The 22,071-nt window shown below is 70.1% G+C and carries 20 protein-coding genes and 1 pseudogene; 9 read left to right on the top strand and 12 right to left on the bottom strand.

Going from position 1 to position 22,071, the window contains the following annotated elements; translation table 11 throughout:
• Position 1 precedes the first annotated feature (1 nt).
• Complete coding sequence (locus tag MLUT_RS21740; RefSeq protein WP_010080059.1) at positions 2–541, bottom strand: aldo/keto reductase; 540 nt, start codon at positions 539–541, stop codon at positions 2–4.
• Between the two features lie 237 nt (positions 542–778).
• Positions 779–910 (bottom strand): annotated as a pseudogene (locus tag MLUT_RS23850) (DJ-1/PfpI family protein); the annotation flags it as partial.
• Between the two features lie 299 nt (positions 911–1,209).
• Here MLUT_RS23850 and MLUT_RS21730 point away from each other — a divergent pair.
• The 5 genes from MLUT_RS21730 (at position 1,210) to MLUT_RS21710 (ending at position 4,361) form a co-directional block, all read left to right on the top strand.
• Positions 1,210–1,875 carry a biotin transporter BioY gene (locus tag MLUT_RS21730; RefSeq protein WP_010080061.1) on the top strand — a complete coding sequence of 222 codons (666 nt, stop codon included), beginning with the start codon at positions 1,210–1,212 and terminating at the stop codon, positions 1,873–1,875.
• Complete coding sequence (locus tag MLUT_RS21725; protein WP_010080062.1) at positions 1,872–2,633, top strand: energy-coupling factor ABC transporter ATP-binding protein; 762 nt, start codon at positions 1,872–1,874, stop codon at positions 2,631–2,633. Before MLUT_RS21730 ends, MLUT_RS21725 begins: the two co-directional genes overlap by 4 nt.
• On the top strand, positions 2,633–3,268 hold the full coding sequence (locus tag MLUT_RS21720; RefSeq protein ID WP_010080063.1) for an energy-coupling factor transporter transmembrane component T family protein: 636 nt from the start codon (positions 2,633–2,635) through the stop codon (positions 3,266–3,268). Before MLUT_RS21725 ends, MLUT_RS21720 begins: the two co-directional genes overlap by 1 nt.
• A gap of 120 nt (positions 3,269–3,388) precedes the next feature.
• On the top strand, positions 3,389–3,781 hold the full coding sequence (locus MLUT_RS21715; protein ID WP_010080064.1) for a hypothetical protein: 393 nt from the start codon (positions 3,389–3,391) through the stop codon (positions 3,779–3,781).
• Positions 3,762–4,361, top strand: a complete 600-nt coding sequence (locus MLUT_RS21710; protein ID WP_010080065.1) for a helix-turn-helix transcriptional regulator — start codon at positions 3,762–3,764, stop codon at positions 4,359–4,361. Before MLUT_RS21715 ends, MLUT_RS21710 begins: the two co-directional genes overlap by 20 nt.
• A gap of 143 nt (positions 4,362–4,504) precedes the next feature.
• On the opposite strand, the gene MLUT_RS21705 is transcribed toward MLUT_RS21710, so the two are convergent.
• Positions 4,505–4,957 (bottom strand): acyl-CoA thioesterase, encoded by a 453-nt coding sequence (locus tag MLUT_RS21705; protein WP_010080066.1) that lies wholly within the window; start codon positions 4,955–4,957, stop codon positions 4,505–4,507.
• A 339-nt stretch (positions 4,958–5,296) separates the two neighbouring features.
• Between MLUT_RS21705 and MLUT_RS21700 the strand changes: the two genes are divergently transcribed.
• Together MLUT_RS21700 and MLUT_RS23845 are read left to right on the top strand one after the other, a co-directional pair.
• Complete coding sequence (locus MLUT_RS21700) at positions 5,297–6,550, top strand: IS256 family transposase (protein ID WP_010079481.1); 1,254 nt, start codon at positions 5,297–5,299, stop codon at positions 6,548–6,550.
• A 465-nt stretch (positions 6,551–7,015) separates the two neighbouring features.
• Positions 7,016–7,171 carry a hypothetical protein gene (locus tag MLUT_RS23845; RefSeq protein WP_010080069.1) on the top strand — a complete coding sequence of 52 codons (156 nt, stop codon included), beginning with the start codon at positions 7,016–7,018 and terminating at the stop codon, positions 7,169–7,171.
• A 6-nt stretch (positions 7,172–7,177) separates the two neighbouring features.
• Here MLUT_RS23845 and MLUT_RS21690 read toward each other — a convergent pair whose 3' ends face one another.
• Together MLUT_RS21690 and MLUT_RS21685 are read right to left on the bottom strand one after the other, a co-directional pair.
• Positions 7,178–9,709 (bottom strand): HAD-IC family P-type ATPase, encoded by a 2,532-nt coding sequence (locus tag MLUT_RS21690; protein WP_010080070.1) that lies wholly within the window; start codon positions 9,707–9,709, stop codon positions 7,178–7,180.
• Positions 9,710–9,802: 93 nt separating this feature from the next.
• Complete coding sequence (locus MLUT_RS21685) at positions 9,803–10,369, bottom strand: DinB family protein (protein ID WP_010080071.1); 567 nt, start codon at positions 10,367–10,369, stop codon at positions 9,803–9,805.
• 252 nt (positions 10,370–10,621) lie between these two features.
• Here MLUT_RS21685 and MLUT_RS21680 point away from each other — a divergent pair, with 252 nt between their 5' ends.
• Complete coding sequence (locus tag MLUT_RS21680) at positions 10,622–11,494, top strand: CoA transferase (protein WP_010080072.1); 873 nt, start codon at positions 10,622–10,624, stop codon at positions 11,492–11,494.
• 829 nt (positions 11,495–12,323) lie between these two features.
• Here the strand turns inward: MLUT_RS21680 and MLUT_RS21675 are convergent.
• Positions 12,324–13,697: an ISL3-like element ISMlu13 family transposase gene (locus MLUT_RS21675; protein WP_012751137.1), complete on the bottom strand. Its 1,374-nt coding sequence runs from the start codon at positions 13,695–13,697 to the stop codon at positions 12,324–12,326.
• 324 nt (positions 13,698–14,021) lie between these two features.
• Here MLUT_RS21675 and MLUT_RS23725 point away from each other — a divergent pair, with 324 nt between their 5' ends.
• On the top strand, positions 14,022–14,525 hold the full coding sequence (locus MLUT_RS23725; protein WP_306294208.1) for an HNH endonuclease: 504 nt from the start codon (positions 14,022–14,024) through the stop codon (positions 14,523–14,525).
• A gap of 43 nt (positions 14,526–14,568) precedes the next feature.
• Here MLUT_RS23725 and MLUT_RS23720 read toward each other — a convergent pair whose 3' ends face one another.
• The 6 genes from MLUT_RS23720 to purB form a co-directional block, all read right to left on the bottom strand.
• A complete protein-coding gene (locus MLUT_RS23720) occupies positions 14,569–15,474 on the bottom strand; it encodes a DNA cytosine methyltransferase (protein WP_231936612.1) in 906 nt (301 codons plus the stop codon).
• Between the two features lie 375 nt (positions 15,475–15,849).
• Complete coding sequence (locus tag MLUT_RS21665; protein ID WP_010080075.1) at positions 15,850–17,394, bottom strand: DUF1846 domain-containing protein; 1,545 nt, start codon at positions 17,392–17,394, stop codon at positions 15,850–15,852.
• Entirely contained in the window at positions 17,391–18,383 is a 993-nt protein-coding gene (locus tag MLUT_RS21660) for a trimeric intracellular cation channel family protein (RefSeq protein ID WP_010080076.1), read from the bottom strand. The genes MLUT_RS21665 and MLUT_RS21660 overlap by 4 nt, the downstream gene beginning before the upstream one ends.
• Positions 18,384–18,408: 25 nt before the next feature.
• Positions 18,409–19,320 (bottom strand): trimeric intracellular cation channel family protein, encoded by a 912-nt coding sequence (locus tag MLUT_RS21655; protein WP_010080077.1) that lies wholly within the window; start codon positions 19,318–19,320, stop codon positions 18,409–18,411.
• A gap of 57 nt (positions 19,321–19,377) precedes the next feature.
• Positions 19,378–20,559 (bottom strand): DUF8462 domain-containing protein, encoded by a 1,182-nt coding sequence (locus MLUT_RS21650; protein WP_010080078.1) that lies wholly within the window; start codon positions 20,557–20,559, stop codon positions 19,378–19,380.
• 38 nt (positions 20,560–20,597) lie between these two features.
• On the bottom strand, positions 20,598–22,025 hold the full coding sequence (gene purB, locus MLUT_RS21645; protein WP_010080079.1) for an adenylosuccinate lyase: 1,428 nt from the start codon (positions 22,023–22,025) through the stop codon (positions 20,598–20,600).
• Between the last annotated feature and the right edge of the window lie 46 nt (positions 22,026–22,071).

The raw sequence follows: 22,071 nt of genomic DNA, 5'->3' as shown, positions 1-22,071 counted from the left end.
ACTACTTGCACCACGGCAGCAGGTCGTACTCCGGTCCTCGCCGCGACAGGTTGTACAGCACCTGATCCGTGGCCAGCCCGCTGCTGCCCGGCACGTCCTGCAGCTCGGCGAGGGCCCGGTGGTCGAAGTTGCTGACGCCCCAGTATCGGATTTTCCCGTCCTCGACGAGCTGGTGGAAGGCTGCGACGGTGTCCTGCAGCGGGTACCTGCCCTGCCAGTGCAGCAGGTAGAGGTCGATCCGATCGGTGCCCAGGCGTTTCAGGCTGCGTTCGCAGGCCGCGATCGTGCCGGAACGGGAGGCGTGGGACGGCAGGACCTTGCTGACCACGAACGCCTCGTCGCGGCGACCCGCCAATGCTTCACCGACCACCTCCTCCGCGCCGCCGTCGGCGTACATCTCGGCGGTGTCGACCAGCGTCATGCCCAGCTCGAGGCCGGCGTGCAGCGCGGCGACCTCGTCGCCGCGGCGGCCGGGGTCCTCACCCCAGCCCCAGGTGCCCTGGCCCAGCACAGGGATGGACTCCCCGCTCGGCAGCGTCATCCGTCGCATCCGCGATCACTTCCTTCTGGTTGTCCTGAGGTGGGACGTGGGCTGAGATCCTCGAAGGGCCGGCGCGTCCCCGGCCGGTGCTGGCTTATAGGAGGGTTGCGGGTACCGAGGTGCCGGGTGTCGAGCCGGTAGTCAGCCCCGCCTGTGCCATGTGGCGTACCGGGCTGCTCAGGAGCGGTTTCCGGCGCCGGTGGGCTGGACGGTACCACCACGGCGGAACAGAAGGCAGAGGTCATCGGGTGAGCGGCTGGTGGCCAGGTTCCCGTCTCGGGCGGCCTCTTGGTCCACCACGTTCACGCCGGCGTTGCGCAGGTCGGTGCGGATGCTGGGGAATGAGGTCAGGGCCCGGCCGGTCACGAGACGTCATGGCCCTGCCCGGACTGCCCGGCCACCCCGCCTTACGCCCCCGCTCGCCAGTACTGGCCGCGGTCCGCGAGATGCTCGGCGGGCCGCAGACCTCGTTCCTGCTGATCGCCGGTCAGCACAACGCCCAAGCCGACCGCTGCCTCGGTGTCGCCCCGGGAACGCACCCCGGCCGCCCACACCTCCGCCCCTGCAGTAGACTCCTGAACACTGTTCAACTCGTCGGGCACTCGCCATGCGCCCCGCGCCTCGGCTGAGCGCCCCCTCGCACTCGCTTCCGCACCAGGAGTCCCTCCATGAGCACTTCCGTGCCCTCGTCCCATGACGGCCACGTCCGCCCCGCGGCCACCACGACGGCGGACCGCCCCACCGACGCCGGCCGCCCCCGTCGCGGTTCCGCCGGCGGCAGCCTCGCGCGCATCGCGGTCATGACCGCGTTGATGGCCGTGCTCGGTCTGGTGCCGCCGATCGCCGTCGCCGGTGTGCCCGCCCCGATCGTGCTGCAGAACATCGCCGTGATCCTGGCCGGTGTGATCCTCGGCCCGTGGCGCGGGGCCGCCTCGATGGCGCTGTTCGCCGGCCTCGTGGCGCTCGGCCTGCCGCTGCTCAGCGGCGGCCGCGGCGGCCTGGGCGTGTTCGCCGGCCCGACGGCCGGCTTCATCCTCGGCTGGATCCCGTCCGCGCTGATCGTCGGCCTGATCTTCTGGGCCCTCACCTCCCGGGCCCGTCCCGGCCTCGGCGCCGGACGGGTCGCGCTCGGGGCGGCCGTCGCCGGGCTGATCGGCGGCGTCGTGATGGTCTACTTCTTCGGCGTGCTCGGCTTCGTCGGGATCGCCGGGATGGAGTTCGGCGCGGCCGTCCTCTCCATGGCCCCGTTCGTGCCCGGTGACCTGATCAAGCTCGTCGTGTCCGTCATCCTCATCGTCGGCCTGTGGAAGGCCTACCCCCGCGCCTTCCGATGAGCCCGGACCGTTCTGTCACCCTCACGGGCGTCCGCGTCGAGGCCGACGGCCCCGAGGGCGTCGTCGTGCTCCTCGACGGCGTGGACCTCACCCTCACGGCCCCGCGTGTGGCGGTGATCGGGGAGAACGGCTCCGGCAAGTCCACGCTGGCCCGCGCGATCGCCGGGCTGGCCGACGTCGTCGCCGGGGAGGTGACCGTGCACGGGGTGGACGCCGTCCGGGACGTGAAGGCGCTGCGCCGCACCGTCGGCTTCGTGTTCGCGAACCCGGCCGCGCAGATGGTCATGCCCACCGTCCGGGAGGACGTGGAGCTGACCGTGAAGTCGCTCAGGGACGACGCCGGCCACCGCCTGACCCAGGACGACGTCGCCGCGCGCGTGGCCGCGGCGCTTCAGGAGCACCGGCTCACCGCGCTCGCGGACCGGGCCTGCCTGTCCCTGTCCTCGGGGCAGGCGCAGCGGCTGGCGATGTGCTCGGTGCTGACCGCCGGGCCGTCCCTGGTGATCGCCGACGAGCCGACCTCCCTGCTGGACGGCCGGCACCGGCGGATCGTGGCCGACCGGCTGCTGGCCGCCGACCCCTCGGCCCCGGACGGGTTCCAGCTGCTGCTGGTGACCCACGACCTCGAGCTGGCCCGTGCGTGCGACGAGGCGGTGTGGATCCACGGCGGCCGTGTGGAGCGGACCGGCCCGGCCGAGGACGTGGTCGAGGCGTACGAGCGCTTCCTGGACCACGCCGTGGCGGCGGAGCTGCGCTGATGCTCTCCCTGTACATCCACGGCGACTCGCCCCTGCACCGCGCTCGCGCCGGCCTCAAGACGGGCCTGTTCGCGGCGTGGGTGCTGGCCCTGACCCTGCTGCCGCTGTCCCTGTGGGCCGCGGGCGCCGCCGTCGTGGGTGCCGTGACCGCGTATCTCGTGGGCTTCGGGCTGCGGCGCGGTGCGGCGATGATCGCCTCCGACCTGCGCGCTCTGTGGCTGTTCTACGTGGTCCTGTTCGCGGCGCAGTGGATCTTCACCGACGCGTTCGCGGCCGGACTCATGGTGGCGCGCGTGCTCGGGCTCGTGCTCACCGCGCAGGTGTTGACGCGCACCACCCGGATCGCGGACATGACCGGGGTGGCCGAGGCGGTGCTGCGGCCGGTCGAGCGGATCCCGTGGGCGGGGCCGCGCCTGGCGCGGGCGGGGTTCCGCGCCGACCGCGTGGGCCTGGCGATGGGCCTGGTGCTCTCCTCGATCGGCCACCTGCGGGCGCTGGCCGAGCAGATCCGGCATGCGCAGGCCGCCCGCGGGGTGCGGATGGCGCCGTGGGCCTGGGCGCTGCCGCTGCTGGTGCTCAGCTTCAAGCACGCGGACGACGTCGGGGACGCCCTGGCCGCCCGCGGGATCGACTGAGCTGGGGTCGGCTGAACCGGGGTCGGCAGGCACCACAGGCACCACCGGCACCGCCGGCGCCACCGGCCGGCTGTCAACGCGGTGTTGACACCTCCGGATGCCGGCCATAACCTCGGTCACATGGCTCGCACGCTCACCGCCACCGTCGTCTCCATCATCTTGATCCTCGTCACCCACGGCCTCACGTCCGACGCCGACCCGGGGCCGGCCCTGCTCACGGGCGCCATCATCGGCCTCGCCTACACCGTGGGTGCCTGGGGCGCTCCGCTGATGCAGGCCCGCGGCGGCGCCCTGGCTGGCTCGCTGTTCAGCCGCTGGCAGCCCGCCTGGGATGGCCCGAAGGCCATGCAGATCCTGGCCGGGGCCGCCGTCGCGGCCGTGCTGACCGTGCTCAACATCTTCGAGGGCGCCACGGCCGTGATCTTCGGCATCGCGGTGGCCATCGGCGCCGGTGCCCTCCTTCCGGTGTCCGCCGGTGAGGCAGACTCGGAGGATGCCCCGCGATCCCTGTGAGGAACTGACCGCCGCGCTGGCCGCCCAGGCGGCGGCCGAGCGGCGGCTGCATCACGCCGTCCACCGTGCCCGTGAGTCCGGGTGGACCTGGGAGGAGATCGCCCAGACCCTCGGGGTGAGCCGTCAGGCCGCGCACCGTCGTTTCCAGACCGCCGCGGACCCGGGTGCGGCACCCACCGCCGGTGCGGCACCACAGGGCGGCTGGCCGGAGGCGGCGCGCCGGAGCGCCGACCGTGCCGTCCGCGCCTGGTTCACCGGGGACCTCACCGCGATGCACGCCCTGATGACCAGCACGGCCCGCGCCGCCCTGCCGCAGACCGTGCTGCGGCAGACCATGCAGGAGATCCAGGACCTCGCCGGTCCGTGCACGCCCCCGGCGGATCTGACCGTGCACGAGCTGGACGGCGTCCCGTTGCCCACAGACCCGCACGCCGCCGGGAGTCGGCGCGCGGTGGTGGTGCGGGGTGTGGCGGAGGCCGAGCGGGCGGACCCGGTCGTGCACGTCCTGCTCGGCCCGCGCGGGCGCGTCTCCGGGGTGAGCATCCGACTCGGTGAGTCCCTGGAGGTCTGGCCGCTCTGACGTCCCGGGGACGCTCGGCCGCGTCCTCCGGCTCGGCCCCGGCCCCCGCCACCGGCCCTCCCGCGTTGGGGGCAGAACTCGGCGGTATTCCGGGCGGGGATCCCCGAGTTCCGCCCCCGGACCGCGTGGGGTGGCGGGCCGGCTCAGAGGGGGCCGTCCAGGGGCAGACGGTCGCGGTCGTAGGTGATCTCGGTGAAGCCGTGGGGCACGGGCTTGCCGTCCTCGCCCAGGGACACGAACACGATCTTGTCGATGGTCAGGATCATCTCGCCGGTCACGATGTTCCGCACCTTCGCCCGCATGGTCAGGGACGTGCGCCCGAACTCGGTGGCGCGCAGGCCCATCTCGATCATGTCGCCCTGCTTCGCCGAGGCCAGGAAGTTGATCTCCGAGATCAGCTTCGTCACGCACCGCGGGTTGCCCAGCTGCAGGGTCGCGTAGATGGCCGCCTCCTCGTCGACCCAGCGCAGCAGCGAGCCGCCGAAGAGGGTGTTGTTCGCGTTGAGGTCCTCCGGCTTGACCCACTTGCGGGTGCGGAAGTTGACGTCGTCGTGGGCGGCGCGGTCGGCCGAACGGGTGAAGAGCGTGGAGTCCATGGCCCCACGGTAGAGCGACGCCGACGCCGGCACGAGGGAGGGCGCCCGATGCGGAGACGTGCTCGAGCAGGCCGTAGGGTCGCCGGAAGGGATCCGCAACGGAGCACACAGGAAGGACCCGGCCGATGACCATCCGCCCCCACTCCGACCCCGTCACACCCGACGCCACCTGGCGCGATGTGCCGGTGCTCGGCTTCACGGTCGCGGCCGGCATCGCAGTTGAGTCCCGCATAGTGGTGTAGCGCCCGGTGGTCGGGCACGTCGTTCCAGACGTGGACGCGGCCACCGTGTGATCCTTCGAGTCAACCTCTCACAGAATCCTCGAATGGAGTCATCACGATGACCGCTCCTCATATTGTCGACCCTGCCGGCCTGCTGGGCGAAGCCCTGTCCGAGGCCTCCCCGGACATGATGCGCCACCTGCTGCAGACGATGATCAACACCCTGCTCTGCGCTGACGCCGATGCGGTGGTCGGCGCCGAATGGGGCAAACCCTCCCGTGACCGCACGGCCCAGCGCAATGGGTACCGGCACCGGGACCTGGACACCCGGGTCGGCACCGTGGACGTGGCCATCCCGAAGCTGCGCTCGGGCACCTACTTCCCGGAATGGCTGCTCGAGCGGCGCAAGCGGGCCGAATCGGCGCTGATCACCGTGGTCGCAGACTGCTACCTGGCCGGTGTCTCTACCCGGCGGATGGACAAGCTGGTCAAGACCTTGGGCATCAATGCCCTGTCGAAGTCCCAGGTGTCCCGGATGGCCGCGGACCTCGATGAGCAGGTGGAGGCCTTCCGCCACCGGCCGCTCGGGGAGGCGGGACCGTTCACGTTCGTTGCCGCGGACGCGTTGACGATGAAGGTGCGTGAGGGCGGGCGCGTGGTCAACGCCGTGGTGCTGCTGGCCACCGGGGTCAATGGTGACGGCCACCGCGAGGTCCTCGGCCTGCGGGTGGCCACCTCGGAGACGGGGTCGGCGTGGAACGAGTTCTTCGCCGACCTGGTGGCCCGGGGCCTGACCGGAGTCCGCCTGGTCACTTCCGACGCCCACACCGGGCTCAAGGACGCCATCGCCGCGAACCTGCCCGGAGCGACCTGGCAGCGGTGCCGGACCCACTACGCGGCGAACCTGATGGGCATCACCCCCAAGTCCATGTGGCCGGCCGTGAAGGCCATGCTGCACTCGGTGTATGACCAGCCCGACGCCGCCAGCGTGGACGCCCAGTTCGACCGGCTGCTGGACTACGTCAGCGAAAAGCTGCCCGCGGTGGCCGAACACCTCGATGGTGCCCGGGCGGACATCCTGGCGTTCACCACGTTCCCCAAGGACGTGTGGACCCAGATCTGGTCGAACAACCCGGCCGAACGGCTCAACCGCGAGATCCGGCGTCGCACCGACGCCGTGGGCATCTTCCCGAACCGGGCAGCGATCGTGCGCCTGGTCGGGGCGGTGCTGGCTGAGCAGACCGATGAGTGGGCCGAGGGCCGCCGCTACCTCGGCCTCGAGGTGTTGGCCCGCTGCCGCCTCACCACCGTGGACGACACCGGGAACGAGGTGAACGCCGAACCGGAAACCACCCTCGAACTCAGCGCCTAACAGCACCAATGGAGGATCAGAGCGTTACACCACTACTCGGGACTTGACCGGCATCGCCGTCCTGTTCTGCCTGGTCTGGCTGCTCCGGGACGGACTCACCACCGACTACACGTGGGGGCTGCTGCTGTCCCCGGTGCTCATGAGTGTGCCCGGGGCGGCGGTGATGGTCCTCTGGGAGCGGCTCCTCGCCCGCGTCCCGCGGCTGGCCGCCACGCTGGTGGCCGTCGCCGCCCTCCTGGCCCTCGGGCTGGTGCTCGCATGGTGGCTCGTCGAGGTGAACGCGCAGACGCACCTGTTCACCGGGAGCACGTTCTGGCTGCTCGCCGTCGCCCCGGTCTGCGCGGGCCTCGCCTGGCTCGCGCACCGGCTGCTCCCGGCGGCCCGCCGTCCCGTGGAAGAGCCCCCCGCCGCCCTCGACGACGACGCCTGGGCCCGCCGCCTCGCCGGCGGGCCTGGGCGGTCACCGTGTTCGTGGTGCTCATCCTGGCCGCCCGTCTCCCGGGCGTGGTGGCCGGGGAGCGGCCCAGCGCGTGGGACGTCGCGTACCTGCTGCTCGCCGTCGTCGTGCTGGTGTCGGAGTGGTGCGGCTACCGGGCGGCGGTGCGCCGGGCCCGCCGCTGAGGGGTCTCAGGCCCCCGCGGCGGCCAGCACCCGCGCCACGTGGCGGCGGTGCACCTGGTGGATGATTTCGATCAGTCCGCACCCGAGCGCCGCGATCACCAGCGCGGCCACGAGCACGTCCGTGGGCGGGACCTCCATCCGGTGGTACCAGCGGGAGGCCGGCACCAGCACGACGGCGGCCAGCACCGCGTACATCGCCAGGATGAGGACCACCACGCGCGCGCTCAGCGGCCGGGACATCACGCTGAGCACCCACAGGCCCAGCAGGGTCAGGGTGATCATGAAGGCGGCCTGCTGGCGGGGCAGGTCGACGTCGCCGGCGGTGAGGCGCACGTACGTCTGCAACGTCACCATGGACAGCAGGATCACCGCGCCGGAGGGGATCGCGAACCGCAGCGCCCGCCCCAGGAAGCCGGGCACGTAGCGGCGCGGGTTCGGCAGCAGGGCGAGGAAGAACGTGGGTGCGCCGATCATGATGAAGTCCACGGTGGAGGCCTGCCGTGGCAGCAGCGGGAACTGCCACGCGAACAGGGAGAACACCACGCCGAACAGCAGCGCGTACGTCGTCTTCGTCAGGTAGATGTGGGCGAGCCGCTCCATGTTGGCGATCACCTGGCGGCCCTCGCCGAGCACGCGTGGCAGGCGGTCGAAGCGCCCGTCCAGGAGCACCATCCGGGACACGGCCTTGGTGGCCGGGGCCGCGTTGCCCATGGCGATGCCCAGGTCGGCGGTCTTCAGGGCCAGGGCGTCGTTCACGCCGTCGCCGGTCATGGCCACCACGTGCCCGCGCGACTGCAGCGCCTGCACCATCGCCTTCTTCTGGTCCGGGCTGACGCGGCCGAACACGCTGTGCTCCGCCATCACGTCGGCGAGCTCCCCGGGCTCGTCCGGCAGGGTGCGCCCGTCGTAGGCCTGGCCCGCCACCTCGAGGCCCACCTCGCGGGCCACGGCGGCCACGGTGCGCGGGCTGTCCCCGGAGATCACCACGGTCCGCACGCCCTGGGCGTGGAAGTAGTCGAGGGTCTCGGCGGCGTCCGGGCGCACGTTCTCGCGGAACGTCACGACGGCGACCGGGACGCCTCCGGCGGGCAGCGCCTCCCCGATCAGGGGCTCGTCCGTGCGGGCCAGCAGCAGCACGCGGCGGCCGGCGTCCGCGTCGGCGTGGACCTGGGCGCGGACGGCCTGGGCGGCATCGGGGCCGAGGAGCCGCTCGTCCACGAGGGCCTCGGGCGCACCGAGCAGCCACGTGCCGGCCGCCGCCCCGGCCTCGGGGCCGAACGCGACCGCCGACCACCGGCGCGCGGAGGAGAACGCCACCTGGGCCACGGGGTCCACCGCCGGGACGGCCGTGAAGGGCTCGCGCAGGGCCGCCGCGGTGGGGTTCACGTCCGGGTCCGCGCCGAACCAGGCGAGCACGGCCCGAGGCCCATCGCCGACCTCGGCCGGGGCGCCGTCGTCGTGGGCGTCCGGGGACGCGTCTGCCGAGGCGGGCGCGGTGAGCCGGTCGAACCGGACGCCGCCCTCGGTGAGGGTGCCGGTCTTGTCCAGGCAGACGGTGTCCACGCGGGCCAGGACCTCCACGGCGGGCTGCTCCTGGATGAGGACCTCCTGCGGGGCCAGCTTGAGCGCGGCCACGGCGAACGCGATGGTCGTCATGAGCGCCAGGCCCTGCGGGATCATGCTGGTCACCGCCGCCACGGACGCGATCAGCGCGGGCTCCAGGGCGGCCTCGCGCGGCTGGGAGAGGGCGAGGGACCAGCCGCCGACGGCCGTCATCTGACCGTGCACGATCACCGCGATGATCGGCACCAGGGCGATCGTCAGCCAGCGGGCCACCTTCTCCAGGGCGCCGCGCAGCTCCGAGTGGATGGCGGAGTAGCGGCGGGCCTCGGCGCTCAGCCGGGCGGCGTGCGAGGCCGAGCCCACCGCCGTCGCGCGCACCAGGCCCGCGCCGGCCACGACGGCCGAGCCCGAGAGCACGGCGTCCCCGGGGGTCTTGGGCACGGGGTCGTTCTCGCCGGTGAGCAGCGCCTCGTCCATGTCCAGGCCGTCCGAGACGAGGACCTCGCCGTCCACGGGCACCTGGTCGCCGCGGCGCAGCACCACGACGTCGTCCCGCACGATCTGCGCCATCGGCAGGGGCACGCGCGCCCCGTCCCGGATGACGACGACGTCGTCCTGGTGCAGCAGCGCGATCCGGTCCAGCTTCCGCTTGGCCGAGTACTCCTGGACCACGCCGATCACCACGTTGGCCACGGCCGCCAGCGAGAACAGCAGGTCCAGCCAGCGGCCCATCAGGATCACGACGACGGCACACAGCGCGATCGCCAGGTTGAACATCGTGAACACGTGCACGCGCAGGATCTCCCCCAGCGAGCGAGACGTGTCCCGCGACTGGACGTTGACCAGGCCCGCGGCCTCCCGCTCGGCGACCTCGGCGGCGGTGAGCCCGGTGATCCCCGCCACGCCGGTGAACCCCAGGCCCGTCCCGCTCTCGGGGGCGGACGGGTGCGCGGACGCAGGGGAGGGGGAGGCCATGGCACAGAATCTACCCAGCCGGCGTGGGGCCGGGCATCCGACGAGGGGATGAACCCGGGTGCGACCGCAGGCGGGACCGCGGGTGGGGCGGGCTCACTCGCCGGTCTGGCCGTCGATCCCCTCGCGCAGCAGGTCGGCGTGGCCGGCGTGGCGGCCGTACTCCTCGATCATGTGGGTGAGGATCCACCGCAGCGAGACCGGGTCGCGCCCCTCCCGGATCCGGTGGGCGCGGGCCAGGGCCGCGGCGCCGTCGTCGCCGTCCGCCGCGAGCAGGTCCACCACGATCTGCCGGGACCGCTCCACCTGGCCCTGCCAGAGGGCGCGCAGGTCCGCCGCGGAGTCCTGCGCCGCGCTGTGCCAGTCCCAGTCGGGGTCCGCGTCGAAGTCCGCGCCCACCCAGGGCGCCGAGGTGGGCTCGCCGAGGGCGACGGCCTCGAACCACCAGAACTCGACGAACGCGAGGTGCTTGAGCAGGCCGCCGAGCGTCATCGCGGACGGGTGCCCCGGCAGCCGGCGGTGCAGCGCGGCCGTGTCCAGGTCCGCCGTCTTCCACTCGATCGTGGCGCGCAGGAAGTCGAGGAAGCCCAGCAGGGTGGCGGCCTCGCCCGCGGCGAAGGGCGGCTCGGGGCGGCCCTGGTCGTCGTAGAACACGGTGGTCATGGCGGCCAGGCTACGCCCCACCTCGCGTTTTCGTTCGGGAAACGGCGCGTGCGGGGGCGGGGCGCCCGCGGACCTGGAACGCGTGCGGTCGCTCTGAGCCTGAAAAGTGCGCTCATACCGACCGCAGGCGTTCCCGGAAGGGGCGGGCCGGCGTCGTCGGCGCTCCGGTGCGCCACCCGCGCCCTTAGAGAGACGCACGTCACAATCGGACCTGCGGGCCCGGCCTGCCGCGCCCCGTGCCCACCATGGGGCATGGACCTCACCTCTGCGCTGGACGGCGTCTCCGTCGTCACGGTCGCCCTGAATCTGCCCGGCCCCGCCGCCGCGGCCCGCCTCGGAGAGCTGGGTGCCGACGTCGTGACGGTGCTGCCCCCGGCCGGTGACCCCATGGCCACCATGAGCCCCAGCCTGTACGCCGAGCTGCACGCGGGGCAGCGGGTGGTGACGGTGTACCTGAAGTCCGATGCCGGCCGCGCCGAGATGGAGAAGCTGCTGGCCGCGGCGGATGTGTTCATCACCTCCCACCGGGCGGGGGCCCTGCGACGGCTCGGCCTGGACGCCGCGGCCGTGGCGGCGCGGCACCCGCGGGTGTGCCAGGTGGACATCGTCGGGTTCGCGGGGGAGCCCGCCGACGTGCCCGGGCACGACCTCACCTACCAGGCAGAGTCCGGCCTCCTGCCGGTGGACGACGCCGGGACTCCCGTCCTCCCGCGCGCCCTCGTGGCGGACATGCACGGGGCCGAGCAGGCGGTGAGCGCCGCGTTGGGGCTGCTGCTGGCGCGCGGCCGCGGAGGCGACGACGCGGCCGGTGGGCGCGCCCAGGTGGCGCTGGCGGATGCGGCCACCGCGGTCGGGCTGCCGACCCGGCACGGCCTGCTCGAACCCGACGCGATCCTCGGCGGCGCGACCCCCTACTACGCCGTGTACCCGGCGGCCGAGGGGCACGTCGCAGTCGGCGCGCTCGAGCCGCACTTCGCCGAGGCGCTGCGGGCCGAGCTGGACCTGCCGGAAGGAAACGGCGACGACGTCGCTGCAGCTCTGAGTGCCGCGCTGCGGTCGCGCTCGGCGCGGGACTGGCAGGCGTGGGGAAAGCAGCGCGGGATCCCGCTGGCGGAGGTGGGGTGAGGGGTGCTCCGGGTGCGGTGGCTACCTCAACTTGGATTAAAGATGTCCATTACGCCTCCCGAGGGCGCGAGGCCGGCCGTGCGCCAGGAGCGCGACGCTGCTTGCTGAGCCAAGCCACCCGGGAGGATGGCCTGCCGGGGCGGCCGGTCCAACGTACGCGGGAAATAGCGGCAGGACTCGTGGGGAGGAATAAACGAGCGACGGGAAGAGCCAGCGTAAGTTGTTGGCCACTGCCAGCGGGGCCCGCGTTACAACACTTTCCGCGCACGGCCGACCTAAGTAAGCGTGCACTTCGGCCGGACGCGGTGATCCGGCTCCACGCGGTGCACCGAGAGAGAGGGACAGCAGAGTGAAAATCGTCAAACGGCCGTCAAGAGGACGCGGCGAGTATGAGCTAGCAGGGACATCCGGTCAGCACCATGCTTCGGCCCTCGTCGGCCGACGGATTTACCTCGACGTGGACGGCGTCGCCTTAGACAGTGGAAATCAAATCCGGGACTTGGACGGAAAGATTCGAATACGCATCGCCGGAGGGCTAGCTGGACAGGTAGGTCAACTGACGCCATCCCTGGCCGCATATTTTCTTCTCCCAGAACCTACTCGCGTTGATCAGAAACTGTATGACGGCCTGCCTGTCATTCGCGAGAAGAAGTATATTCTGGATCTAGAGGTGGGTGTGAATCGGGTAGATGACCTTGATGTCATCTTCTTTCCGGAAAGATTTATCGCACGTTCCGGGGCGATACATGATGACCCGGTTGTTGAGGAGATCAACCTAAAGCAGCGAGGTAAGCAGATAAATAGCCTTATTGGAAAGATTGCCGGCTCTTCACACTTGAGCGTGGAGTCCTGCTCGAGGGTGGATCTGGGAGCGTCGGCGTGTCCGTCGGAAGCTCCTGGCCAGAATACGTGACTGGTAGTTGGTCTGGTTGCGGAACCCGCGGCCGGTGCGCTTGACCTGTTTGATGGCCGTGTTGGCCGCCTCGGTGCGGGCGTTCGTGACTCGGGTGCGGATGAACACCTTGATCTCGACCCACCACTTCCCCACGGTGGCCGAGAGCCTGTCAGCCTCCGGCAGTCCTGCGGCGGCTACGGTCAGCTCGAAGTCGATCCGGGCGTTCTGGGCCGCTGCGACGGTGGGGGCGTTCAGGATCCGCCGCAGGTGCTCCTTGACCGCCCAGGCGGCGGCGACCTGCTCATAGGCATCGTCGTCCAGGACGTGCTCGAGTCGGCGCAGGCCGGCCTCGGTGAGTCGGTCCCCGGCCCGCAGCAGCAACATCCGGTGAGCCCACACGGCATCCTGCTTGCGGCCCCGCCGGCCCAGGACTTCGCGCACCACGCGTTGGCGGACCTCGGTGAGCATCTGGTTGCCGAGCTTGACCAGGTGGAAGTGGTCCACGCTGATGTCCACGGTCGGCAGCACCTTGCGGATCGCGGTGCGGAACGTGGCCGAGGGATCGATGGCGACCACCTCGAGCCGATCCAGCCAGGCTTCGGAGCGTTCGGCCAGCCAGGCGGTGACGTTGCGGGAAGACCGTCCGTCGACGACGCCGAGCACGTGCCCGGTGTCGGCGACGACAAAGGTGCTCATCCACGGCTCGACCCGGCACCAGACGGCCGTGTCGGGGTGTTTGAACCACTTGGCGGTGGCGAACCGGTGCTCGTCGATGCCCAGCGCCCGCACCGGCACCTTGTCGACCTCCGGCAAGACCATGGTGTGGCCCAGGATGGCGGCGTTGACGGTGCCCCACGCCAGGCCATGCGCGTTGGCGGCTTCCGCGGTGGCCCGGCCGGAGTCCAGCACCGCGGCCACCACGGCCTCCCGCAACCGGGTGGTACACCGGGCCCGGGCCGGCAACTGGTCCGTGGTCTGCGTGAAGGTCCGGCGCGGGCAGGCCCCCTCGGCGCACAGGAACCTGGGCTTGACGACAACCAACTCCAACAGGTCCCCACCGACAGGGATGTCCTTCACGGACTGGCGGACCCGCTGGTGCACCCGGCCCGAGAACACCCCGCAGCCCGGGCAGGCCCCCTCGGCGGCATCGGCGGCCACAACGACACGCCTACCTCCCAGTGGCCGGTCGAGGGCCTGAAGGACGGTGTATCCCTCCAGGTTGAACACCACCGATGCCGCCGCACGGACGTGGTGCTCGGCAGCGGCGTGGGCAGGCAGGGGCAAGGCAGCGCGCGTACGCTGGGACATGGCTCGTGTCCTTCGTGATCGAGGTTAGATTCTTCGCAAAATCCATCCTCTTGCAAGGGCACGGGCCCTTGACTCACGACACCCCCACGCTCAACTGGGAAGAGCCAGATTGCCGCCCATGGCGGCGACATCGATGAGGAGCTGGAGGCAGATTTTCTGAAATGGTCTCAGCGCCGAGGGGGCCCAGACGGGCTGCGGGACAAAACGCAGGCCAGCCTTGTTCGTAGAATTATCAGGTCACTATACAGAATTGACGACTACTATGTTCCCCTGTCTGACCCACTTGGATCACTGCTCCGTTTGGCCGGACTTGAGCAATTGGAGGTGGAGGGGCTCCCCGATCTGTCCAAGGTGGACGGGGCTCCCGAGGTTCGCCACCGAGTCGAGAAGCAATATCGACTAGTAGCTCAGCGAGGAGCGGCTGCGCGCTCTTTTGCGAAAAAGGTCTTGCTTGCGTACAACGGAGTTTGCGTTATATGCGGTGAGTACCTTGCAGGGGGACCTGGAGTCTCCAGCGGTATCGAGGCCGCACACATCCTTCCCTGGTCGAAATTCGACCTTGATGAGGTTCGTAACGGCCTCGCATTATGTAAGCAGCACCATTGGGCTTTTGATTCTGGCCTATTGTCCGTTTTATTTGATTTCGATGAAGAACTATATGTAGTGGCAGTTGGCCCCCTGTTCTCAGACGACCTGGATGCTCGGATCCAGGAATGGGTGCTGCGCTGGGTGGGCGAAATCCCCCGGTCTCATCTACCTGTTCGAAGCGTGGATTACCCTGATCCTGTGCTCCTCCTCAAGCTCGAGGAGATTCGGAGAGGTTGGTGACACTGTTGCCCGCAGGGTTCTCACGCCCGGCGGGCAACAACAGTCAATGGCCGAGTGCCGTGGAAATTCGCCGTGCCAGCCATTCCGCCACATTGACGGTAACGGCGTTACCGCAGGCGTGGTATCGAGCCGAGTCCACTGCTTCTGTGGAACCGGCAAGCGGAACGTTCGTCCAATTATCGGGAAACCCCTGTAGGCGTTCAGACTCCAGTGGCGTCAGTCGACGGACTTGCCCCTCCTCTGGGTAGGAGACATAGTTTCGACTCCAGTCTGTTCCTGTGTGACGGGGCCCCTCGGCGTAGACGCAGTGGGCGAGTTGCTTGGCGTATCCGCGCTCAGGATCTCCAACGCTGATCTTAAAGGGGGAAATAGGCTTCGGCCCATTCGATCGGCTCTTCTCAGAATTCCTGTCGCCGCATTCGGGCTCAAAAAGTATCGAAGCGGCGGCTTCTGGGTTTCCATAAACTCCGCAAATGAAGACTCTTGTGCGTGACTGGGGGACGCCGAAGTGTCGACTGTCAAGAACTCGCCACCCCACGCCATACCCGAGGTCGGCCAGCGACCGAATGACTGTTGCGAGATCTCGTCCTTCGTTGGAAGAGAGGAGACCCGCAACGTTTTCGAGGAGGACAACTTTGGGGCGACCTTGCTCAAGTAGTCTTTCAAACTCAAAGAATAGTCTGCTTTGCGAGCCATGAAGACCCTTTCTCTCGGACGACATACGGGCAAGTGAAATATCTTGGCATGGAAACCCGCCCGTCCAAATATCCGCCTCGGGGATATCGTCGGGATTGACCAACTCAATATTGGTTCCACGGGGAATTTCCGGCCAGTGGTACTCTAGTACTTGATTGCAGAAGTCCTTAATTTCACATTGATATACAGTCCGGATTCCTGCGTTTTCAAACCCCAGGTCGAATCCGCCTATCCCGGTAAAGAAGGAGGCCATGCGGAGTGATGTATCTAGCATTAGCTGCTCACCTTGTGACATAAATTCTGCTTCTCTCGCGTGCTCTGAACATGGTTCCCAGGGTACGGTGGCGACCGGACACGTTAAGCGGCCGCATCTCTGCAGGGCCCATAGAGTCTAAGCCACCGAGTAAGCGCCGCAGGTGACCCTCTGTGGGCTCACGTCACAAGCTGGCTTCGACTCGCGTGGCGTTCTGCAGCCGGCCGGTCTGGCGGCGGGCGGAGGGATCCCCCGCCACGTCCCTCAGGTATCCGCGGCGGTTCCGTTAGCCACTCCCTATTGTCCGCGCCAAGGGTTGACGCCCAGGGGTCGCCCGTTTCGTCAACGAAAGCGACCGCCCGAACCGCCCCTGCCTCACCGCTTCCGGTACAGCGCCTTCTTCTGGAACTTCGGCTCGCTCGTCACGAGCATCCCCAGGGACCGGAAGATGCCCTCGTCCACGGAGCCGAGGATCGTCGTCGTGTGCACGTCGCAGCCCTCGAGGCTGGCCAGCTGCTCGACGGCTGCCTTCGCGTTCTCGTCGGTCGCCGCGGACACGGACAGCGCGATCAGCACCTCATCCGTGTGCAACCGCGGGTTCTTGGAGCCCAGGTGCACCGTCTTGAGCGTCTGGATCGGTTCGATCGAGGCGGGGGAGAGCAGGTGCACGTCGTCCTCGATGCCGGCCAGCACCTTGAGGGCGTTGAGCAGCACCGCGGCGGAGCAGCCCAGCAGCTCCGAGGTCTTGCCGGTCACCAGGGTGCCGTCCGCCAGCTGCACGGCCGCGCCGGGCTCGCCGGTGCGCTCGGCCACCAGCTGCGCGGCACCCACCACCGGGCGGTCCTCCGAGCTCAGGCCCAGCTTGGACATCACCAGGGCCACGCGCTCGGACTCGGTGTCGTCCGCGCCCTCCAGGGCCTCGTTGACCTGAGCCTTGTAGTAGCGCCGGATGATCTCCTGCTTCGCGGCCGCCTGGCACACCTCGTCGTCCACGATCGCCGCGCCGGCCATGTTCACGCCCATGTCCGTGGGGGACTTGTACGGGGTGGTGCCCGTGACCTTCTCCAGCAGCGCGGACAGCAGCGGGAACACCTCGACGTCGCGGTTGTAGCTCGTCACCCGCTCGCCGTACTCGGCCAGGTGGAACGGGTCGATCAGGTTGATGTCGTCCAGGTCCACGGTGGCGGCCTCGTAGGCGGCGTTCACCGGGTGCTCGAGCGGCAGGTTCCAGATGGGGAACGTCTCGAACTTCGCGTAGCCGGCCGGGATGCCCCGCTGCCGATCGTTGTACACCTGGCTCAGGCACGTCGCCAGCTTGCCGGAGCCCGGGCCGGGGGCCGTCACGACGACGAGGTCCCGCGTGGTCTCGGACCACTCGTTGGCGCCGAAGCCCTGCTCCGAGACGATCGTGGACATGGCGTGCGGGTAGCCGGGGATCACGCGGTGGCGGGCCACCTTCAGGCCGAGGCGCTCGAGCTTCTCGAGGAACGCCAGCGCACGGTGGTTGGCGTCCTCCAGCTGCGTGACCACCACGTGCTCCACCAGGAACCCGCGCTCCCGGAACACGTCCACGAGGCGCAGGACGTCGTCCTCGTACGTGATGCCCAGGTCCGCGCGGACCTTGTTCCGCTCGAGGTCCTTGGCGTTGAAGCAGACCAGGATCTCGGTCTCGTCCTTGATGCGGTCCAGCATCGCGATCTTGTTGTCCGGGGCGAAGCCGGGCAGGACGCGGGAGGCGTGCAGGTCGTCGAAGAGCTTGCCGCCCATCTCCAGGTAGAGCTTGCCGCCGAGCTGGCGGCGGCGTTCCTGGATGTGCTGGGACTGGAGCTCGATGTACTTCGCGCGGTCGAAGCCGATCGGGTGGGTGGCCGCGGCGGCGGCGGTGGCCATGGTGGGGACGCTGTCAGCGGTGCCGGTCATGGACCTCCAGCATAGCCCGTCTCATCGGCCGAGCCGGTGTCCGCCACCCAGTCCGTCTCCGGGTCGTCGTAGGAGCGGGTGCGGCCGGTGCGCAGGTCCGTGACGTCCATGACGCCCGTCTCCGGGTGGTACCGGACCGACTGGTGGGAGGCCTGGTCCACCACCGTGATGGCCTGTGTGTCCGGGTCGAAGTCCGCCACGCGCACCCGGCCCTCGTCCTCCTCGGCGGGGCCGAACACCGGAAGCGGCATGCGCTCCCGCGCGCGGGCCGCGCGTCGGACGGCCCGCGCGTGCGCCTGCTCCGCGAGCCGGCGCAGGCGGTCCAGCTGGTCCCTGTCCTGGCTGACGTCCGCGCCGGGCAGGCGCCACTGGTAGCGGTACGCCAGCATGCGCACCGTGAAGATGAGCAGCGCGATCAGGAAGCCCGTGAACGCGTTCAGGGCGCCGCGCTGCGCCACGAGCTCCGCCACGGCCGCTCCCACCACGGCGGGCATCACGTACACGCCGCGGGGGTCGAAGATGGACGGCACCTCGTTGGCCACGATGTCCCGCAGCACGCCGCCGCCGAGGGCGCCCACGGTGGCCACCACCACCACGGACACCGGGTGCACGCCCATCGCGTGGGCGATCATCACACCGGAGACCGTGAACAGGGCCAGGCCCGCCGCGTCGAACAGCGTGATCGTCAGGTTCAGGCGGTTCGGGTGGATCGCCTTGACGTACACCAGCAGGGACACCAGCACGGGCGGGGCCAGGTAGATCGGGTCCTGCAGCGACGCCGGCAGGCCCCGGTCCAGGACGATGTCCCGGGTGATGCCGCCGCCCAGGCCCGCCAGCAGGGCCAGCGCCACGGAGCCCACCAGGTCGAAGTCTTTGCGTGCGGCCAGCAGGGCGCCGGAGACCGCGAAGAAGAACACCCCCACCAGGTCCAGGGCGGTCAGCAGCCAGGGGACGTCGGCCAGCTCGGCGAACAGCTGCGGCAGGGCCACGGCGGCTCCTTTCCAGGGGGAGGGGTCAGCGGCGGGAGGCGGCGTCGTCGCCCTCGACGGCGCGGTCCATGCCATTCTCCTCGACCTGCGGGGTGGGAGTGGTGGGCTCCTGGCCGCTCTCGCGCGGCGGGTCGTCGGGGCTGCCCTGGTCCCGGACGTCCGGCACGGGCGGGGCGTCGTCCGGGTCCATGCGCTGGCGCTGGGTCTCCCCGGTGATCTCCGCGCCCGGGGCCATCCACTCCCAGCGCAGGGAGACCACGCGCAGCGCCAGGACCGCGAGCATCACCGCGAGCATCGTGTAGATGCTCAGCCACTCGGCCTGGCCCAGCGCGGAGGTGGCGGCGGCGCCGATCAGCGCAGGCACGGCGTACCAGCCGCGCCCGCCGAACACGGCCGGATGCTCGCCCGCCACCACGTCCCGCAGCAGGCCGCCGCCCACCGCCGTGACGAGACCGAGCACCGCGGCCGAGACGGGGGAGAGCCCCCCGAGCAGCGCGATCCGGGTGCCGACCACGCAGTACACGGCCAGGCCCACCGCGTCCACGAGCATCACGGCGTGCTTGCCGCGCTCCCCGTCGAACACCTTGAAGAACACGGCAAGGCACGCCAGCACGGGCAGGATCAGGTACCACGGGTTGCGGAACGCGGCCGTGACGTCCTGGTTGACGATCAGGTCGCGGATCACGCCGCCGCCGGTGCCCACCATGAGCGCCAGCAGCAGCGAGCCGACGATGTCGTACCCCTTCCGGACGGCCAGGATGGCGCCGGAGATCGCGAAGAAGAACACGCCCACCAGGTCCACCGTCGTGACGATCTGGGTCACGGCCTGGGCCACCTGGCCGGTCTCGTCGACGGCGGAGGGCAGGTCGCGCTGGAGCTCTTCCGGGTTCTTGGGGGTCGTGGTCAGCAGCCAGACGGCGACGGAGGAGGTCAGCATGGGGTCACGGTAGCGGGGACGCTCCTGTGGTGTCCGCGCAGCCCGGGGCGGCGCCCGTCATGTCAGGGGAGGCGGGTAGGCGCTCCAGTCGTCGTCCGGAGCCGACGCCGGGCCCCTGTCGGTCAGAGAGCGGATGTAGGCGCCGAGGTAGGGAAGGGCGAAGCGGAGGTACCCGTGTCCGTCCGGTTGCACGTAGCCGCTGTCGATGAGTCGGTTCCGATACTGATTCACATACTGGCTGTAGGAGCCGAGGCGCGCGGTGATGTCGCCGATGCGGGATCGCTCCTCGTCGACAGCCATGGCGCGGAGGAACTCCTGATCCTTGGCGGAGAGGTCGTTGAAGACCTTTGACAGCACGCGGTCCATCACCGCCTGCAGCCCCCGGGCGCGGGCTGCCTCGGCGGCAGACAGGTCGATCCGGGGCTGGTTCGGCCGGTGTCGCCACGCGTAGTCGCCCAGCAGCTGGACGAGGTAGGGGTAGCCCTGGGCCGCGGCGATCAGCATCTCCAGGGCTTCTGCGGTGAACTCCCGGCCGCCGAGGCGTGCCGTCTCCGCGAGGACGTGGCGGGTCTCCTTCGGAGAAAGTCGGTGGAAGTCGGCGGTCCGGGAGCGGCGGAGAAAGGTCGTGTGCTCCTGCCGTACGAGTTCGTCGAGGTCGACCTTGATGCCGGCGAATGCCACGACGATGTCTGCTCCGCGGCTGATGGCATGGGAGATCTCCCGTGCGACGGCGCTGACCTCTCGCAGGCGCGTCTTGCCCGAGGAGACCTCGTCGATCGTGATGAGGATTCCGCGCACCCCGGCATGTTGGGCAACGGTCACCAGATCATTGCGCATGAGTGGACGAGAGGGACGCTCTGTGACCTCCCACGCGGCGGAGAAGTGCCAGAGCCCCAGTTCCTTGAGCTCACGTTTGGTCTGCCGGGGTAGGGAATTCACGACGTCTGGCAACGTGCTCTCCACCAGCCGGCGTTGGAGGCCCGCGCTGGCATCCTCGCTGATCACGAGCCAACCAGCATCTCGGGCGAGGTCTTCGATCCGCTGCAGCATGGAGGTCTTTCCGGCGCCCCTCAGCCCGGACAGGAGGACGGACTGGTTCTCGCCGAAGTCATGGTCTTGGAAAACTCTGCCCATGTCGCGGAGCAGGTCTTCGTGGCCGCCGAACACGAGGGGACGCCGCCCGTACCCCGGCGTGAAGGGGCTGTTCGGCTGGTCTGGGCAGGGCACGGGATCGCGCATGCTCACATCGTATTTGTTTTTTTTGTTCGGCAGACCCGTCAGCGCCCGCCGAACTCGGCGGCCAGGCGCGCCGCGAGGCCCGTGTAGCCGGCGGGCGTGAGGGCGAGCAGGCGCGCCTGGGCCGCCTCCGACAGGCCGAGGCCCTGCACGAACTCGCGCATGCGCGCCCCGTCCACGCGGTGGCCGCGGGTCAGCTCCTTGAGGCGCTCGTAGGGGTTGTCCATGCCCTCGACGCCGGCGATCGCCTCGGCACGCATCACGGTCTGGACGGCCTCGCCGAGCACCTCCCAGTTCGTGTCGAGGTCCTCCGCCAGTACGGGCGCGGCGACCTGGAGCTGGCCCATGCCCTTGGTGACGTTGGTCAGGGCGAGCACCGAGTGGCCGAGGGCCACGCCGATGTTGCGCTGCGACGTCGAGTCCGTGAGGTCGCGCTGCCAACGGGACTCCACGAGGGTGGCGCCCAGCGAGTCGAGCAGGGCGCAGGAGAGCTCGAGGTTGGCCTCGGCGTTCTCGAAGCGGATCGGGTTCACCTTGTGCGGCATGGTGGAGGAGCCGGTCGCACCGGCCACGGGGATCTGCGCGAAGTAGCCGATGGAGATGTAGCTCCACACGTCCACGCAGAAGCCGTGGAGGATCCGGTTGAAGCGCGCGACGTCGGCGTACAGCTCCGCCTGCCAGTCGTGGGACTCGATCTGGGTGGTCAGCGGGTTCCAGGTGAGGCCGAGGTGCTCCACGAAGGACCGGGACAGGGCCGGCCAGTCCGCGTCCGGGGCGGCGGCGAGGTGGGCGGCGTAGGTGCCGGTGGCGCCGTTGATCTTGCCCAGGTACTCCTGGCCGGCGATGCGCCGGGTCTGGCGGGTCAGACGGTGCACGAACACGGCCATCTCCTTGCCCAGCGTGGTGGGCGTGGCCGGCTGGCCGTGCGTGCGGGAGAGCATGGGGGTCTCGGCGGCCTCGGCGGCCATCGCGGAGACGGTGGCCACGGCGGCGCGGGCGGCCGGCAGCCAGACCTGCTCGACGGCGTCGCGCACGCCCACCGCGTAGGCGAGGTTGTTGATGTCCTCGGAGGTGCACGCGAAGTGCACGAGCGGCTTCAGCCGGCCCAGACCCAGCCCCTCGAGGCGGTCGGCGATGAAGTACTCGACGGCCTTCACGTCGTGCACCGTGACCTTCTCGGTGGCCGCCAGCTCGGCCACGGACTCCGCGTCGAAGTCCGTGACGATCGCCCGCAGGCCCGCCTGCTGCTCGGCCGTGAGGGGCGTCAGACCCGGCAGCACACGGTGCTCGGCCAGGTGGATGAACCACTCGACCTCCACGTGGATGCGGTTGCGGTTCAGCGCCGCCTCGGACAGGTGCTCCACGAGCGGCTCCACCGCCGCACGGTAGCGGCCGTCCAGGGGGCCGAGGGCGATGCCGGCCTCGGCGAGGGAACGGCGGTGGGCGGTGGACGCGGGCTGTGAGGTCATGGCCCCCATTCTGGCAGGCGCCGCGGACGCCCGACGAAGGCGAGGG

This window comes from Micrococcus luteus NCTC 2665 (genome assembly GCF_000023205.1).
In the GTDB taxonomy this organism is placed as follows: Bacteria; Actinomycetota; Actinomycetes; order Actinomycetales; family Micrococcaceae; genus Micrococcus; species Micrococcus luteus.
The sequence above is the reverse complement of the archived record's forward strand: the minus strand, read 5'-3'. Positions and strand labels throughout refer to the sequence as shown.